Source organism: Pseudomonas sp. CG7 (genome assembly GCF_023701885.1).
Taxonomy (GTDB): domain Bacteria; phylum Pseudomonadota; class Gammaproteobacteria; order Pseudomonadales; family Pseudomonadaceae; genus Aquipseudomonas; species Aquipseudomonas zanjanensis.
In genome coordinates this window covers 1-15891 of the sequence record NZ_JABAEE010000110.1, presented here as the reverse complement: position 1 = coordinate 15891, position 15891 = coordinate 1, and the positions used below count along the sequence as shown (strand labels likewise).

15 protein-coding genes and 2 pseudogenes are annotated in these 15891 nt (G+C 61.7%); 10 read left to right on the top strand and 7 right to left on the bottom strand.

What is annotated here, in order from left to right; all coding sequences use genetic code 11:
- Positions 1–21: 21 nt before the first annotated feature.
- Positions 22–1110, bottom strand: a pseudogene (alaC, locus tag HGO40_RS28000) (alanine transaminase); the annotation flags it as partial.
- Between the two features lie 208 nt (positions 1111–1318).
- Here alaC and HGO40_RS27995 point away from each other — a divergent pair.
- Together HGO40_RS27995 and HGO40_RS27990 are read left to right on the top strand one after the other, a co-directional pair.
- Positions 1319–1981: a LysE family translocator gene (locus tag HGO40_RS27995; protein ID WP_250965679.1), complete on the top strand. Its 663-nt coding sequence runs from the start codon at positions 1319–1321 to the stop codon at positions 1979–1981.
- An 80-nt stretch (positions 1982–2061) separates the two neighbouring features.
- Entirely contained in the window at positions 2062–2550 is a 489-nt protein-coding gene (locus HGO40_RS27990) for a GyrI-like domain-containing protein (protein ID WP_250965678.1), read from the top strand.
- A gap of 11 nt (positions 2551–2561) precedes the next feature.
- On the opposite strand, the gene HGO40_RS27985 is transcribed toward HGO40_RS27990, so the two are convergent.
- A complete protein-coding gene (locus tag HGO40_RS27985; RefSeq protein WP_250965680.1) occupies positions 2562–3167 on the bottom strand; it encodes a pyridoxamine 5'-phosphate oxidase family protein in 606 nt (201 codons plus the stop codon).
- A gap of 34 nt (positions 3168–3201) precedes the next feature.
- Complete coding sequence (locus HGO40_RS27980) at positions 3202–3687, bottom strand: GNAT family N-acetyltransferase (RefSeq protein WP_250965677.1); 486 nt, start codon at positions 3685–3687, stop codon at positions 3202–3204.
- A 142-nt stretch (positions 3688–3829) separates the two neighbouring features.
- On the opposite strand from HGO40_RS27980, the gene HGO40_RS27975 reads away from it, so the two are divergent.
- The 4 genes and pseudogenes from HGO40_RS27975 to HGO40_RS27960 all read left to right on the top strand — a co-directional run bounded on the left by HGO40_RS27975 (position 3830) and on the right by HGO40_RS27960 (position 6109).
- Positions 3830–4264 (top strand): YybH family protein, encoded by a 435-nt coding sequence (locus tag HGO40_RS27975; protein ID WP_186709181.1) that lies wholly within the window; start codon positions 3830–3832, stop codon positions 4262–4264.
- 67 nt (positions 4265–4331) lie between these two features.
- Positions 4332–4676, top strand: coding sequence for a YciI family protein (locus HGO40_RS27970; RefSeq protein ID WP_186709173.1), 345 nt, complete (start codon positions 4332–4334; stop codon positions 4674–4676).
- A gap of 60 nt (positions 4677–4736) precedes the next feature.
- Positions 4737–4874 (top strand): annotated as a pseudogene (locus tag HGO40_RS27965) (SRPBCC domain-containing protein); the annotation flags it as partial.
- Complete coding sequence (locus tag HGO40_RS27960; RefSeq protein WP_250965676.1) at positions 4874–6109, top strand: RNA polymerase sigma factor; 1236 nt, start codon at positions 4874–4876, stop codon at positions 6107–6109. The pseudogene HGO40_RS27965 and the gene HGO40_RS27960, both read left to right, overlap by 1 nt.
- Before the next feature lie 283 nt (positions 6110–6392).
- Here the strand turns inward: HGO40_RS27960 and HGO40_RS27955 are convergent, their stop codons facing one another.
- From HGO40_RS27955 to HGO40_RS27940, 4 genes are all read right to left on the bottom strand, one after another.
- Positions 6393–7736, bottom strand: coding sequence for an imelysin family protein (locus HGO40_RS27955; RefSeq protein ID WP_250965675.1), 1344 nt, complete (start codon positions 7734–7736; stop codon positions 6393–6395).
- A 268-nt stretch (positions 7737–8004) separates the two neighbouring features.
- On the bottom strand, positions 8005–10056 hold the full coding sequence (locus HGO40_RS27950) for a putative bifunctional diguanylate cyclase/phosphodiesterase (protein WP_250965674.1): 2052 nt from the start codon (positions 10054–10056) through the stop codon (positions 8005–8007).
- A 295-nt stretch (positions 10057–10351) separates the two neighbouring features.
- On the bottom strand, positions 10352–10948 hold the full coding sequence (locus tag HGO40_RS27945; protein WP_122566812.1) for a superoxide dismutase: 597 nt from the start codon (positions 10946–10948) through the stop codon (positions 10352–10354).
- Positions 10949–11124: 176 nt separating this feature from the next.
- Positions 11125–11727 carry a LysE/ArgO family amino acid transporter gene (locus HGO40_RS27940; RefSeq protein ID WP_250965673.1) on the bottom strand — a complete coding sequence of 201 codons (603 nt, stop codon included), beginning with the start codon at positions 11725–11727 and terminating at the stop codon, positions 11125–11127.
- A gap of 96 nt (positions 11728–11823) precedes the next feature.
- Between HGO40_RS27940 and HGO40_RS27935 the strand changes: the two genes are divergently transcribed.
- The 4 genes from HGO40_RS27935 (at position 11824) to HGO40_RS27920 (ending at position 15845) form a co-directional block, all read left to right on the top strand.
- On the top strand, positions 11824–12717 hold the full coding sequence (locus HGO40_RS27935) for a LysR family transcriptional regulator ArgP (RefSeq protein WP_250965672.1): 894 nt from the start codon (positions 11824–11826) through the stop codon (positions 12715–12717).
- Positions 12718–12774: 57 nt separating this feature from the next.
- Positions 12775–13767: an NAD-dependent epimerase/dehydratase family protein gene (locus HGO40_RS27930; RefSeq protein ID WP_250965671.1), complete on the top strand. Its 993-nt coding sequence runs from the start codon at positions 12775–12777 to the stop codon at positions 13765–13767.
- Positions 13768–13873: 106 nt separating this feature from the next.
- The gene (locus HGO40_RS27925) at positions 13874–14755 is read left to right on the top strand and encodes an ATPase (protein WP_250965670.1); all 882 of its coding nucleotides are present in this window, start codon (positions 13874–13876) and stop codon (positions 14753–14755) included.
- 247 nt (positions 14756–15002) lie between these two features.
- Positions 15003–15845, top strand: a complete 843-nt coding sequence (locus HGO40_RS27920) for a cache domain-containing protein (RefSeq protein ID WP_250965669.1) — start codon at positions 15003–15005, stop codon at positions 15843–15845.
- The last annotated feature ends 46 nt before the right edge of the window (positions 15846–15891 follow it).

Sequence of the window (15891 nt, the reverse complement as noted above, 5' to 3'; positions counted from 1 at the left end):
TCAGACGGGCATAAGCCACCGCCCCCCCCCCGGCGAGACGCAGACCTTGGCTTCGGCCAACAGCTTCTTGGCGAACTCCAGCGAGCCCAGGTGCGCATAGGCGTCGGGAATCTTCGCCCAGACGTACATCGATGCCTTGGGGTTTTCCACCATCCAGCCCAGCTCATGCAGGCCCTTGACCAGCACATTGCGGCGCTGGCGGTACTGCTCGGCGATGTCGCGCACGCATTGCTGGTCGCCTTCGAGAGCGGCGATGGCGGCCACTTGCAGCGGCGTGAAGGTGCCGTAGTCGTGGTAGCTCTTGATCCGCGCCAGGGCGCTGACCAGTTCCGGGTTGCCGACCATGAAACCGATGCGCCAGCCAGCCATGTTGTAGCTCTTGGACAGAGTGAAGAACTCCACCGCGATGTCTTTCGCGCCAGGCACCTGCATGATCGACGGGGCTTTCCAGCCGTCATAGACAATGTCGGCGTAGGCCAGGTCGTGGATCACCAACACGTCGTACTGCTTGGCGAGGGCGATGACCCGTTCGAAGAAGTCCAGCTCCACGCATTGGGCGGTGGGGTTGGAGGGGAAGCCCAGGATCATCATCTTTGGCTTGGGAATCGAGCCGCGAATGGCCCGTTCCAGCTCATCGAAGAAATCCACGCCAGGCACCAGCGGCACCGAACGCACCTGGGCGCCGGCGATTACCGCGCCGGAGATGTGGATCGGATAGCTGGGGTTGGGCACCAGCACCGTGTCGCCCTGGTCCAGGGTGGCCAGCATCAGGTGTGCCAGGCCTTCCTTGGAACCGATGGTGACGATGGCTTCGCTTTCCGGGTCGATGTCCACTTCATAGCGGTCCTTGTACCAGCGCGAAATGGCGCGGCGCAGGCGCGGGATGCCTTTGGACGTGGAGTAGCCGTGGGTGTCTTCACGCTGGGCGACGGTGACCAGTTTCTCCACGATGTGCGGGGGCGTGGCGCCGTCGGGGTTACCCATGCTCAAGTCGATGATGTCTTCGCCGCGCCGACGCGCAGCCATCTTCAGCTCGGCAGTGATATTGAATACGTACGGGGGGAGTCGATCGATGCGCGCAAAGCGGCGCGGCGAACCTTGTTCGGCCATTGTTGCCTCGAGATACGTGAGCGCCCGGAACCGTCCGAGCGACGTTGGCCACTGCGGTGGCCTGCGGCGCAAGATAATCGGGCGGATGTCGGATTGTCCAGTAGCCGCGTCGAACTATTTTCGACGACACTGTCGCCCAGGCTGCGGCGCTATCGATGGTCGCCGCGGCATGTTCAACCTGTCTCACCCAATCCTGATGGAATGAATGATGGAATTTTCCAGCGGCTTCCTGCTGAGCCTTTCCCTGTGCCTGGACATTGGCGTGGCCAATATCGCGATGATCACCCTGGCGATGCAGCGTGGCTATTTCCAGGGTTTCGCCTTGGGCCTGGGCACTTGCGTGGGCGACCTGGTCTACGCCGTCCTGGCCCTGGCCGGCATGACCGTGCTGCTGCAATACGAAGCGGTGCGCTGGGTGCTGTGGGTCGGTGGCTCGGTGTTGTTGCTGTACTTCGCGGCGAAGATGATCCATTCGGCGATCTATCACAGCACCGTGCTGGCCGAGGCGAGTGAGGTGCAAGGCAACTCTTCGCGCCAGGAGTTTTTTCGCGGGATCTTCCTTGCCATGTCATCGCCCAGTGCCATCCTCTGGTTCGCGGCGGTGGGCGGCACGCTGATCGCTCGCTCGGGCGGCGGAACGTTGCTCAGCTCGGCGCTGTTCCTCAGTGGTTTTCTCTGTGCCGGGCTGCTGTGGTGCGCGGCCTTGTGCCTGGCCGCGACCCAGGGCGGCAAACTGTTGGGGGATAAACTGTTGCGTTATTCCTATTGGGCATCCGCCGCTATCTTCTGCTATTTCGCAGTGTATGTGGTTGTTTCTGGCTACAACGAGTTTGTAGGAAAAGCCGTCACCGGCACCGTGCCTGGTCTCTGACAAGCGAAACGGTCCTGCCAATCACGGTTTGGCTTCTATACTGCCAAGCCCGACTTCACGTTTTGCTGGAGTGTTGCCGCATGGAAAAGCCCAAACGCGATTACACAGCCGTACCACGCTTTGAACAGGGACGTTTTCAGCTCATCGCTGGCTTTGGTGCCCGGTTTACCGAGGACACCGCCCAAGACATTCCTTTGCTCTGGGAAAAGTTCCTGCCCTGGCTCGGGAAAGTGCCAGGGCAGAAAGATGAAGTGACCTACGGCGTGTGTTGCAACCCGGACGGGAAGGGTGGGTTCGAATACATCGCCGGCGTGGAGATCAGCCGGCTCGACGATTTGCCGGAGCAATACCGTTGGATCGAAATCCAGCCAGGGCATTACGCGGTCTTCGAACACAAAGGGCCGTTGAAACAGCTGCCGGACACGTTCCAATACATCTGGAATGAGTGGTTGCCGCATTCCGGCCACGAAGCGGCCGAGTTGCCGGAGTTCGAGCGCTACAGCGAGGATTTCAACCCCAGGACTGGCCAAGGCACCCTGGAGATCTGGATCCCGCTCAAGCCGAGCTGATCGTTGCGGCTTCAGTACAAACTGGCCTGCACCCGCGCAGGCGCTTCACGGTCGTAAGTCTCGGCATCGAACTGCCCATCATTCAAACGCTTGTGGATCGCCCCGGCGCTGGGCAGGGCTGAGCGCTCGAGATGGCGGGCCGGGTTCCACAGGTCTGAACGCACGATGGCTTTGGCACAATGGAAAAACGCCGCTTCGACCGTCACCAGCAGCACGGTGCGAGCCGGCTTGCCGTTGACCGCAAAGCGTTCCAGCAGTGCCGGTTCGGCGCTGATCCGGGCGGTGCCGTTGACCCGCAAGGTCTCGCCAATGCCTGGAATAAGGAACAGCAGCGATACCCGTGGATCGTGCAGAACGTTGCGCAGCGTGTCGATGCGGTTGTTGCCGGGACGATCCGGCAGGGCCAGGGTCCGCTCGTCGAGGATCTGCACAAAACCTGGCACGTCGCCCCGGGGCGAGCTATCGAGGCCGTCGGGGCCTGCGGAACCGATGACCACCAGCGGCGAGGCCCGGACCATCGCCTGATAGTCCTCGTTCAGGAACGGGATCTGTTTACGCACTGCCCGTTCGTGAGGCAAGCCATACAGGGCTTCCAACTGTTCAATCGACGTCACCATCATCCATTCATCCTGAGTCTATGGGCCAAGGTCTTCAAAACACCAACCCCATCCGCCGCTCATAACCGATGCGGCCCTTGTAGGCTTCGCCACTGTCGACCCAGCCCATCCGCGCGTACAGGCCGATGGCCGAGGCGTTGTCGGCGTCCACCGAGCGCGCCAACCCGCGGATCTCCGGCCAGGCGGCGCGCGCCACGGCGGGCAGCGCCTGCAGGCAGGCCTTGCCATAACCTTGGCCTTGGGCCCGGTGGTCGACTTGCAAGGCATGCAGGGTGGCGCTGTGTTCGTTGGCCCAGGCGGGCAATACCGGTGGGCGCTTGAGCAGAAGGAAGGCTACCGGCACCTCCTGCGCCAATAGCGCAAAGCCTTTGACCCCCGGGCCGGGTTTGGACAGCAGCGTATGCAGGGCGCCGTGGATATCGCCGGCGAACTTGATCTGTCCGGGGTGGATTTCGATGGCGGTGACCTGTTCGCGTTGACGCGGGGTCAGGTCTTCGTAGGGGACGAGCTGAACGGTCACAAAAACATCCATTGTTTGCCGGCTAAATGAGACGTGGATTCTAGCGAATTTTTTTCTTTGGATTATTTTTGTTGGATTGTCGATTCGCTGTTTCTCCAAACGACCAAGGGTGTCTTCAACAAAAAAACTGCGGAGAATCACCATGAATACCCAAACCACTGAAACCCAGATCCAGGCCCTGATCGACACCTATCGCCAGGCCGTGATGACCAAGGACGTTGAAAAGGTCATGGCGCTCTATGACGAGGACATTGTCTCGTTCGATGCCATCCAGGCCTTGCAGTTCAAGGGCAAGGCCGCTTACCGGGCCCATTGGCAAGCCTGCATGGAAATGTGCCCCGGCCCGCACAAGTTCGACTTTCATCAGGTCAAGATTACCCCGGCCGATAACATCGCCTTCGCCCATTGGCTCGCCTATTGCGGCGGCACCAACGAAAAGGGTGAGGAACAAGCCTGCTGGATGCGCGTGACGGCCTGCTATCAGCGTGTTGCCGGACAATGGCGGATCGTCCATGAACATTGGTCCGCCCCGTTCGACCCGATGGCCGGGACGGCGCTGTTCGACCTGCAACCCTGATCGTCGGTTTTTTTGCCGAGGGTCATTCTGCCGTCCATAGTTGATCAGTCCGATCACGGAGCCTTCCATGAAGTACCTATGCCTGGTGTATAGCAACGAACACACGCTGCACAACTCGCCCGACAGCCCGGAGGACGCCGAGTGCATGGCCTATGCCGAGTCGATCCAGGGCAGCGGGCGCATGGTGGCCGCCGAGGCCCTGGAGTCGGTACAGACCGCCACCACGGTGCGCATGCGCGGCGGCAAGCTGTCGATCACCGACGGCCCGTTCGCCGAAACCAAGGAGCAACTGGCGGGCTTCTATTTGATCGACGCCAAGGACCTCAACGAAGCCATCCAGGTCGCCGGCAATATTCCGGCGGCCCGGGTCGGCTGCGTCGAAGTACGACCGGTACGCCAACTGAACCCCTGAACAACAAGCACAAACAGGATTTCATTCATGAACCTCACAACTGCCTCTCATGCGTTAACCCAAACCCGTTACACCGCCCGTGCGCTGCACTGGAGCGAGGAGGATCGCCAGGCGCACGAAGCCATGGGCTTCCATGAAGGGTGGGGCGAGAGCCTGGACCGGCTTGAAGCGCTGGTTACCCGGGGCATGCCCGACTGATGTCGGCCGAATCGGTCAAGGCGCGGGTCGAGCAGGTTTATCGGCAAGACTCGCGACGGATCCTGGCGACCCTGATTCGCCTGCTGGGAGACTTCGATCTTGCGGAAGAGGCCTTGCACGAGGCCTTTTTCATTGCGGTCGATCGCTGGCAGCGCGACGGAGTGCCGGACAATCCACGGGCCTGGCTGGTGTCTGCCGGGCGTTTCAAGGCCATCGACAGTTTGCGCCGACGGGCGCGTTTCGCCGCGTCCCAACCGATGTTGATCGCCCAACTCGAGGAACTGGAACAGGGCCAGTGGAGTGACGAAGACGTGGAAGACGATCGCCTGCGGCTGATTTTTACCTGCTGCCACCCGGCCCTGGCGGCGGATGCCCAGGTGCCCCTGACGCTACGGGAAGTCTGCGACCTGACCACCGAGCAGATCGCCCGGGCATTCCTCGCCGCCCCGGCGGCCATTGCCCAGCGCATCGTGCGGGCCAAGGCGAAAATCCGCGATGCCAGGATCCCCTACCAGGTGCCGTCCCGGGCGGAGCTGCCGGAGCGTCTGGACAGCGTGCTGCGAGTGATCTACCTGGTGTTCAACGAAGGGTATTCGGCGTCGATGGGCGCCGAGCTGACCCGCGAAGACCTGACGCGCGAAGCCATCCGCCTCGGGCGTCTGCTGATGGAGTTGCTGCCCGAGGCCGAGGTCATGGGGCTACTGGCGTTGATGCTGCTGCACGAATCCCGGCGACCGGCGCGAACGTCGTCGACCGGTGAGCTGATCCTGCTGGATGAACAGTCCCGATCCTTGTGGGACACCGAGCTGATCGCCGAGGGCTGCGCGTTGGTGGAAGCCGCGTTGAAGACCCGGCGGTTCGGGCCGTACTGCTTGCAAGCGGCGATAGCGGCGGTGCATGCCGAAGCGCCGACGGCCGAGGAGACCGATTGGCCGCAGATCGTCGGGCTCTATGATGTGCTGCTGCGGGCCGTGCCGTCGCCGGTGATCGAACTCAACCGAGCCGCCGCCCTGGCCAAGCGCGACGGGCCCCAGGAAGGGCTGCGCCTGGTTGACGGAATACTCGCCAGGGGCGATTTGACGGACTATCACCTGGCCCATTCGGCACGGGCGGAGTTCTGTCGGCAGTTAGGGCAGGTGGAGGAGGCGCGGGCCGCCTACCGCCGTGCGCTTGAACTGACGCAGCAACTGCCGGAACGGCGATTTATCGAAGGGCGGCTTGCGGGGTTGCAGTGATGCACCCCTGTGGGAGCGAGCCTGCTCGCGATAGCGGTGGATCAACCAACATCGATGTCGACTGACATACCCTCATCGCGAGCAGGCTCGCTCCCACAAGGGAAGTGATGGCTGATCGCACATTTTCGAAACCCCAGAAAGCACTGTGGGAGCGAGCCTGCTCGCGATAGCGGTGGATCAGCCAACATCGATGTCGACTGATAGACCCCTATCGCGAGCAAGCTCGCTCCCACAGGTTTTGTGGCGTGGCTGGCTGCGTTAATCCTCAGCCAGCCGGCGTTGATCAGAACTCGTGATCAGCGCTGTCCGGGTTCAGGTCGCTGATGCCCAGTTTGCCCGCGGCCTGCTCGATCGAACCGGTCTGCTTGACCAGTGCGGCGATGGCGTCGCGGACGATCTGGTTGCCAGCGGTGTTGCCGGCGGCGATCAGTTGATCGTAGTGCTCACCCTTGTTGGCGTGATCGACCATGACCTGGATCTTGGCCTCGGTGTCGGCCAGGTCGGCCTTGAGCGCGGTGTCCGCGGCCGGGTCGGCCTTGGCGACCAGGGACGACAGGCTGGCGCCAGCCAGCTTGGTGCCGTCGACGCGGGTGTATTCGCCCAGGTACACGTTACGCACGCCCTTGGCATCGTAGAAGTGCGAGTTGTGGGTGTTGTCGCTGAAGCAATCCTGCTCGTCTTCTGGCGAGTTGGCTTCCAGGGACACCTTCATGCGCTCGCCCGCCAGTTCACCCAGGGACAGGCTGCCCATGCCGAACAGCATCTTGCGCAGGCCGCTCTCGGCCGGCTCGGCTTCCAGGGTGGCGCGGTAGTTGTCGGCCACGTTCGGCTTCCAGTTGCCGACCATTTCCTGCAGGTCATTGACCAGCAGTTGGGTCACGGACTTGAGGTAGGCACGACGACGGTCGTTGTGGCCGCCGGTGGCGCCGGCGCCTTCCAGGTAGTCCGAAGCTGGGCGATTGCCAGCGCCCGGACCGGTACCGTTGAGGTCTTGGCCCCACAGCAGGAATTCGATGGCGTGGTAGCCGGTGGCGACGTTGGCCTCGGAACCACCCAGCTCGTTCAAGCTGGCGAGTTTTTCCGGGGTGATGTCTTTGACGTCGACCTTGTCTTCGCCAACCTGGACTTCGGTGTTGGCGATGATGTTGGCGGTGGCGCCCGGGTTGCCCAAGGCGTGTTCGTAGGACTTGTCGACGTAGTCGATCAGGCCTTCGTCCAGGGGCCAGGCGTTCAATTGGCCTTCCCAGTCGTCGATGATGGTGTTGCCGAAGCGGAACACTTCGCTTTGCAGGTAGGGTACGCGTGCGGCGACCCAGGCAGCCTTCGCGGCTTTCAGGGTCTCGGCGTTCGGCTTGGCCAGGAACGCGTCGACGGCGGTTTGCAGGGTTTTCGCCGTGGATTCGGCATCGCTGTAGACGGCGTAGACGATGTCGGCGTAGTGCGCGACAACAGCCTTGCCGGCGGCTTCGTCGATTTTGCCAGCGGCAGCAGGGGCGACCGGTGCCGCGGTGCTGGCGGCCGGCGTTGGCGCTTGGGGCGCGGCGGCCTTGTCTTTGCCTTCGCCGCAACCGGCGAGGGAAATAGCGATGGCCAGCAGACTGGCGGTAGCCAGGGGCATACGAATCATGGCGAACATCCTGCTTCGGTGATGGATGGGACAGGCGCGAGGGTGCGCAAAAACTGCGACATAATGCGAAAGATTTGCATTATGTGTAAAGGGTTATGGTTGTAAATATTTCTTGTTTAATGATGAGAATCACCCCCTGTAGGAGGCGTCTGTAGGAGCTGCCGAGCGAAGCGAGGCTGCGATCTTTCCCCTGGCGCTTGAATCCCAAGCGAACAAACCAAAGATCGCAGGCTTCGCCAGCTCCTACGAAGGCTTGGTGCTGGGGGGGTCAGATTATGGAAACCTTGCTGCGCTCGGCCTGCTTCAGGTAAATACCCAACTCCCGCGCCGGCAGCGGTTTGCTGTAATAGTACCCCTGACCTTCATGGCAGCCCTCGGCGATGATGTAGGCTTCCTGCTCCACCGTCTCGACGCCCTCGGCAATGACCTGCATCCCCAGGCTCTTGCCCAACTGGATGATGGCCCGGACGATGGTCGCGTCGTCCTCGTCGTCGAGCAGGTCCTGGACGAAGCTCTTGTCGATCTTGATCTTGTCCAGCGGCAGGCTCTTGAGGTAGCTCAGGGACGAATAGCCGGTGCCGAAGTCATCGATGGCAATCAGCGCCCCGGAGCGGCGCAGGCTCAGCAAGTGCTGGGCCGCGGTGGTGATGTCTTCCATCAGGCCGGTCTCGGTGCCTTCCAGTTCCAGGCTGCGCGGCGGCAGCCGGTACATCTGCAGGAGATTGTTCACCACCCGCGGCAGCTCGGCGTGGTGCAGTTGCACCGTCGACAGGTTGACCGCCATGCGCAGGTCGAGGAAACCCTGGTCGTGCCATTCGCGCAATTGCCTGCACGCTTGGTCCAGCACCCATTCGCCGATAGCGATGATGGTGCCGTTCTGTTCGGCCAGGGGAATGAACAAGTCCGGCGGCACCAGGCCGTGCTCGGGATGGTGCCAGCGAATCAAGGCCTCGGTGCCTACTATCCGCAGGTCGCGGTAGCTGATCTGCGGTTGGTACACCAGGCTGAACTGCTCGCGGGCAAGGGCCTCGCGCAGGTCTTTTTCCAGTTCGCGACGGCGGCGCATCTCGCTGTCGACGCTGGCGATGTAGAACTGGTAGCGATTGCGCGAGCGGCTCTTGGCCAGGGTCATGGTCTGCTCGGCTTTCTGCAACAGTTTCTCGGTGCTGTCACCGTCTTCGGGGAAGAGGGTGATGCCGATAGTGGCCCGCAGGCGGATCTGCTGATCATCGATGGCGAACGGTGCTTCCAGGTCATCGAGGATGCTCTGGGCCAGCTCGGCGGCCTCGTAGGGCTGCTCGATGTCGGCTTGGACCAGGGCGAACTGGTCGCCCCCCAATCGCGCCAGCGCGCCGAGCCGGCCGCTGTGGGCCCGCAGCCGATCCGCCAGGGCCAGCAGCAACTGGTCGCCGGTCTGATAGCTGAACTGCTCGTTGATGCCCTTGAAGTCATCCAACCCCACACACAGCACCGCCACCCGACGTTGCAGGCGCCCGGCGTCCACCAGGATCTTGTCCAGTTGCTGTTGCAGTTGCTGGCGGTTGGGCAGGCCGGTGAGAAAATCGTACTGGGCCATGCGCAGCAGGCTGTTTTCCGCTTCGTGGCGCAGGTGCGTGTTGCGTTCGATGGATTCGAGCAATTGGTTGGCCGTGTTGATCCACAGGCCCAGCTCGTTTCGTTCATGGCCGCGCAGCTGCGGGATCTTGTGCGCGCTGGGGCGATCGGGGTTGATTTCGGGCAGGTGCTCGATGATCCGCGACACCGGCTTGGTCAGCAGCCAGTGATAGACCAGGTACAGCACCAAGCCCATGGCCAGGGCCCGCAGCATCCCGGAGATAAAGATGATCACCGAGCTGACGATGAAGCCCTCGCCGTAGGTGGCGGTGTCGAGGGTGATGCTCAGGTCGCCGTAATATTCGCTGTAGGGGCCGCGTCCCACCAGTTGCGTGGTGAAGGTGCGCTCTTTGCCCAGGATCAGGTCGGTCAGCCAGCGGCTGTCGGAGTGCTTCAAGGGTCGGGCTTTTTCGGCGAGCATGGTTTCGCGGGGGTGGCCGATGGACGCCATGCGTACGGCTTCGTCCTGGAACAGGCCCTCGATCACCTGCATGCCCATTTCCCGGTCCAGGCTGTAGACGGCCTGGGTCGAAGGGTCGCGGAACATGTCGAGGATACGTTGGGCGTCAGTGGCGACGGCCTGGTTGGTTTTGTAGGCATCGAACACGATCTGGGCGCAGCTCAAGACCACACCAACGATCAATGCCGAGAGGAGCACGACCCGGAGCAACTTCACAGACAAGCTGTTCTTGAGTTCCAGCTTCAAAGAGTGGTTCCTTGTTCCGTGCGGGTAGCGTCAAGTTGCCATGAGTATTGGCAATCCTGTGATGTCAGTCAAAGGGACAATCAAACACAAGGGTTTTCGCTTGAAACCTGACCGGTATACGTTTTTTCCAGAGTGATTGCTCTACGACCATTGTGTCGGTTGAAAGGCACCGCAACTTGAGGCCCGCCGGGATTTTTTCTTGCTTTCCAGACGCGAGGTGTCTTGTCTGCGATCATTTTTCGCCGTGAAAAAAAAACCCGGCATGGCGCCGGGTTTCTTTGGTCTGGCATCGAGCTTAGGCAGTGAAGGCTTTACCTTCGAACTGCTCGGCGACGAATTTCCAGTTGACCAGGTTCCAGAACGCTTCGACGTATTTCGGACGAACGTTGCGGTAGTCGATGTAGTAGGCGTGTTCCCACACGTCGCAGGTCAACAGCGGGGTGTCGCCGTTGGTCAGCGGGTTGCCGGCGCCGATGGTGCTGGCCAGGGCCAGGGAACCGTCAGCTTTTTTGACCAGCCAGCCCCAGCCGGAACCGAAGGTGCCGATGGACGTCTTGCTGAACTCTTCCTTGAACTTGTCGAACGAACCGAAGGCTGCATTGATGGCTTCAGCCAGGGCGCCGGTTGGTTGACCGCCGGCGTTTGGCGCCAGGCAGTTCCAGTAGAAGGTGTGGTTCCAGACCTGAGCGGCGTTGTTGAAGATACCGCCCGAGGAAGTCTTGACGATTTCTTCCAGGGTCTTGCCTTCGAACTCGGTGCCAGGCACCAGGTTGTTCAGGTTCACGACATAGGTGTTGTGGTGCTTGTCGTGGTGGTATTCCAGAGTCTCTTTGGAGATGTGCGGCTGCAGTGCATCGTGTGGATAGGGCAGCGGCGGCAATTCGAAAGCCATGGTGATTCTCCTAATCAGGTCAGGTTGCGGTGAGCGCAAGGCCGATCACGGGCGGCCAGACTAGCGCCGGGGAGTTTGTACTCTTTGCGGCGCAGGAGTCGGATCATAGCACCGGGGGTGCGGCATAACCACGCAACAACTGTGTGGAATAGAGGTTCCAGAGCGGTTTGGAATAATCAGCCGGTGACGATCAATTGCATCGCCACGGTAAACATCATTACCGCTACCAAGAGGTCCAGGAACCGCCAAGTGCTTGGGCGGGCCAACCACGGTGCCAGCCATGCCGCGCCGATGGCCAGGGTGAGGAACCAGAGCAGCGAGGCACTGGCCGCCCCTATCACGTAGGCGCCGGGCACGCTCTGCTGGGCGCCGAGGGAACCGATCAGCAGCACCGTGTCGAGGTAGACGTGGGGGTTGAGCAGCGTCACCGCCAGCGCGCTGAGCAACACCGCCCGCAGCGAGCGTACGGCGTGGTTCTCACTTTGCTTCAGGCTCTGCTTCGAGCAGGCCCGGCGCAAGGCCTGGCTGGCGTACCAGAGCAGGAACGCCGCACCGCCCCAGCGGGCAATCGACAGCAGCAACGGACTCTGGGCCAGCAAGGTCGCCAGGCCGAAAACCCCGGCGGCGACCAACAGGGCATCGCAGGTGATGCACAGCGCCGCTACCGGCAAGTGATGCTCGCGGCGTAGGCTCTGGGCCAGTACGAACGCATTCTGGGCGCCGATGGCCATGATCAGCCCGAGGGCCACCACGAGCCCGTTCACATAGCTTTGCCACATTTTTTTATCCCCCGGTCAGTTGCTGTCGCTGGTCATTTTCCCGGGAAGGGCTGTATAAGAAAAACCAATATTGCTGATTGCCCATTAGGATTACTGATGTTCGACTACAAATTGCTCTCTGCCCTGGCCGCCGTGGTCGAGCAGGCCGGTTTCGAGCGCGCAGCCCAGGTGCTGGGTTTGTCGCAGTCGGCCATTTCCCAACGAATCAAGTTGCTGGAGGCGCGTGCCGGCCAGCCCGTCCTGGTGCGGGCCACGCCGCCGGTGCCGACGGAAATCGGCCGCCGGCTGCTCAACCCCGTGCAACAGGTGCGGCTGCTCGAGCGTGACCTGCAAAGCCTGCTGCCGGCGCTGGATGAAGAGGGCCTGCCGGAGCGTCTGCGCATCGCCTTGAGCGCCGACAGTTTGGCGACCTGGAGGGCCGCTGCCGTGGGCGATTTCTGCGCCGCCCACCACCTGTTGCTCGACTTGGTGGTGGAGGACCAGACCGTTGGCCTCAAGCGCATGCGCGCCGGTGAAGTGGCGGCCTGTGTCTGCGCCAGCGAACGCCCGGTGGCGGGCGCCCGCAGTGTCTTGCTGGGGGCGATGCGTTACCGGGCGTTGGCCAGCCCGGCCTTCATCGCCCGGCATTTTCCCGGCGGCGTGCGAGCCGATCAACTGGCCCGTACGCCAGCCTTGGTGTTTGGTCCGGATGATTTCCTGCAACACCGCTACCTCGCGTCCGTGGGCGTGGAGGGCGGTTTCGAGCATCATCTGTGCCCCTCGTCCGAAGGTTTCATCCGTCTCGCTGAAGCGGGACTGGGCTGGGGGCTGGTGCCGGAGCTGCAAGTGCGCGAACAGCTGGATCGAGGCGTGCTGGTGGAATTGTTGGCAGATAAACCGATCGATGTGCCGCTGTACTGGCATCATTGGCGCAATGGTGGACAGTTGCTCGGCTTATTGACCGAGCGACTGATCGCAGCGGCAAGCAGCACGCTGCAAGCAGTCGGTTAAAAGCCCTTGGCTTGAAGCTTGAGGCTTGTAGCTCGAATCTGATTTTTAGGAGCATGCATGAAGATTTTGGTCACCGGCGCGAGCGGCTTCATTGGCGGGCGCTTTGCGCGTTTCGCCCTGGAGCAGGGCCTGGATGTGCGGGTCACCGGTCGCCGGGCCGAGAGTGTGGAGCACCTGGTGCGGCGCGGTGCGCAATTCGTCCAAGGGGACTTGAGCGACCCGCTGCTGGCCCGCGACCTGTGCCTGGATGTCGAGGCCGTGGTGCATTGCGCCGGTTCCGTTGGGCTGTGGGGGCGCTACCAGGATTTCCACCAGGGCAACGTTCAGGTCACGGAAAATGTCGTCGAGGCCTGCCTCAAGCAGAAGGTGCGTCGCCTGGTTCATCTGGCCTCGCCGGCCATTTACTTTGATGGCCGTGACCACCTCGGGTTGACCGAAGAACAGGTGCCCAAGCGCTTCAAGCATCCTTATGCCGCCACCAAGTACCTGGCCGAGCAGAAAGTCTTCGGCGCCCAGGAGTGCGGCCTCGAAGTGCTGGCCCTGCGCCCGCGTTTCGTGACGGGTGCCGGTGATATGAGTATTTTCCCGCGCCTGTTGAAAATGCAGCGCAAGGGGCGCGTGGCCATTGTCGGCAACGGCTTGAACAAGGTGGATTTCACCAGCGTGCAGAACCTCAACGAAGCGTTGCTCAGCAGCCTGCTGGCCAGCGATTCCGCCTTGGGCAAGGCCTACAACATCAGCAACGGTGCACCGGTCCCATTGTGGGATGTGGTAAATTATGTGATGCGCCAGATGGAAGTCCCACAGGTCCGACGTTATCGTTCCTACGGCTTGGCTTACAGCGTCGCGGCCCTGAATGAAGGGGTCTGCAAGCTCTGGCCAGGCCGCCCCGAACCGACGCTGTCGCGCCTGGGCATGCAGGTCATGAACAAGAATTTCACCCTGGACATCAGCCGGGCCCGGCATTCTCTCGATTACGATCCGCAGATCAGCCTCTGGACCGCCCTGGATGAATTTTGCGCCTGGTGGACGGTCCAAAACGCCCGCTGATCGGCCCGCCATGAACCGAGTGCCCGGTTCGGGGTCAATCGGTGCGGCGGGCGACGGGGTTATACTCGCCGCATCAAGCCATTACCGGTTTCCCAAAGGTCGAACCATGCCCATGCGTAACGATGCCAACGACGACTTCGATGATGTACCGAGCCTGCGGATGCGGGCCGACATTCCCGATGACGATGATTTCCTGCCCAACCGCCAGCCGCCCCACGTGCAAGCGCGCCCGGCGCCGGCCGCCGCGGCGAAGGTCAAGGCCAAGGGGCCCAGCACCGGGCCGCTGTGGGCATTGGTCGGCGCGCTGCTGTGTGCGTTCGGTTTCCTGGCCTGGTGGAGCTTCCAGCAGATTTCCCTGATGGAGCAGCAATTGGTGGCGACCCAGGAAAGCTTCGCCCGGATCAGTGAAGATGCGGCGGGGCGCTTGCAGGACATTTCCGGCAAGGTGGTCGCCGGGCAGTCCAATGTCATGAGTGACAGTGAAGCCTTGAAATTGCAGATCAAACAGTTGGACAACAAGCTGCAGGAGCAGGCCCGGCAATTCGACGGCAAGCTGCAGGAGCAGTACCGGCAGCAACAAGCCACGTTCGGTCCATCCGCCGACCTGGACAAGGAACTGGCCCAGCTCATTGCCCAGGCTTCTGACCAGCAGAACACCAACACTCAATTGCAAGCTTCCAACAAGGAGCTCCAAGCCCAGGTCAAGGCGCTGGCCGCTGAAGTGACCGCCTTGAAGAATCAAGGCGAGGGTGGTGCCCTGGATGCCCAGCTCAAGAGCATCGGTGCCGACATCACCGCCCTGAAAAGAGCCACCTCCAACTCTGCCATCGAGCGCCTGGAGCAGGACGTGATCGTGCTCAAGAGCCAGCAGGATAACAGCAACACCGCCGAGTTCGACGCCTTCCGCGGGCAGGTCACCCGCAACATCAATACCTTGCAAGCGCAGATCCAGCATTTGCAGCAGCAACTCAGCGCTCGGGCTCAATAGTCGGGGGGCGTTTGTTCGCGATAGTGGAGTATCCCGGCGCATCCTTCTGAATGTGCCGCCGCCATCGCGAGCAAGCTCGCTCCCACAGTAAACGCGGTCCAGTGTGGGAGCGAGCTTGCTCGCGATAGCGCCATGTCAGTCGATATCAATCCCACTGACTCGACTCCCCAGCAATCCCCTGAATACTCCAACATTAACCCACGCCGTCTACGCTCTTGAAACACCAACAAGAACGAGGGGCGCACGCATGGGTTTTTTTCACAGGATGGCCTGGCTGGGCGCAATGCTCATGCTGGGGATGGCCCAGGCCCAGGCGGCCACTGCGGACGATGGCCACGCGGCCCGGGCGCTGCTGGAGAAGGCCTTGGCCTATTACCATGACAACGGTGACAAGGCTTTCGCCGCCTTCAGCCGCCAAGGGGAATTTGTCGACAAGGATCGTTATGTGTTCGTGGTCGATACCCAGGGTGTGATGCTTGCCAGCGGCGGACCTTCCTCGGCGTTGATCGGGCGGGACGTGTCCGAAGTACTGGGGCCGGATTTGCGCAAAGCCTTCAAGGACGCCTTGAAAACTCCCGAGGCCAGCGGCATTCAGCAAGCCGAGTACCGTTGGCAGAACTGGGCAGACGGCAAGGTCGAGCGCAAACATGTGTATTTCCAGCGTGTTGGTGAGCGAATCCTGGCCGTCGGTTATTACTTGCCGCGTGCTTCAGCCGAACAGGCCCGGGCACTGCTGGACAAGGCCTCGAGTGACCTGCTGAAAAACGAGAAAGCCACGCTGACGGCAGTCAACGCTCTGAAGGGCGGGTATCTGCAGGATGATTTGTATGTCTTTGTCGTCGACCTCGATACCCGGCGCTATGTTGGCCATGGCACCAACCTGCGTTTGATCAATACCGACTTTGCCAAGGTCAAGGACCCGGATGGCAAACCAGTGGGGGAGCCGATCCTGGCCATGATCGGCAAGCAGGATGTGGGGGAGTATGAGTATCGTTGGAAGAATCCGGTGACTGGGAGGGTTGAGGACAAGCATGCGTATCTGAAGAAGGTTGGGCATTTTCTGGTGGCGGTGGGGTATTACAGTCCTTGAGGCTTGGGGGCCTGTCTCTTAGAGCCATCTGACGCTGCGGACGAAG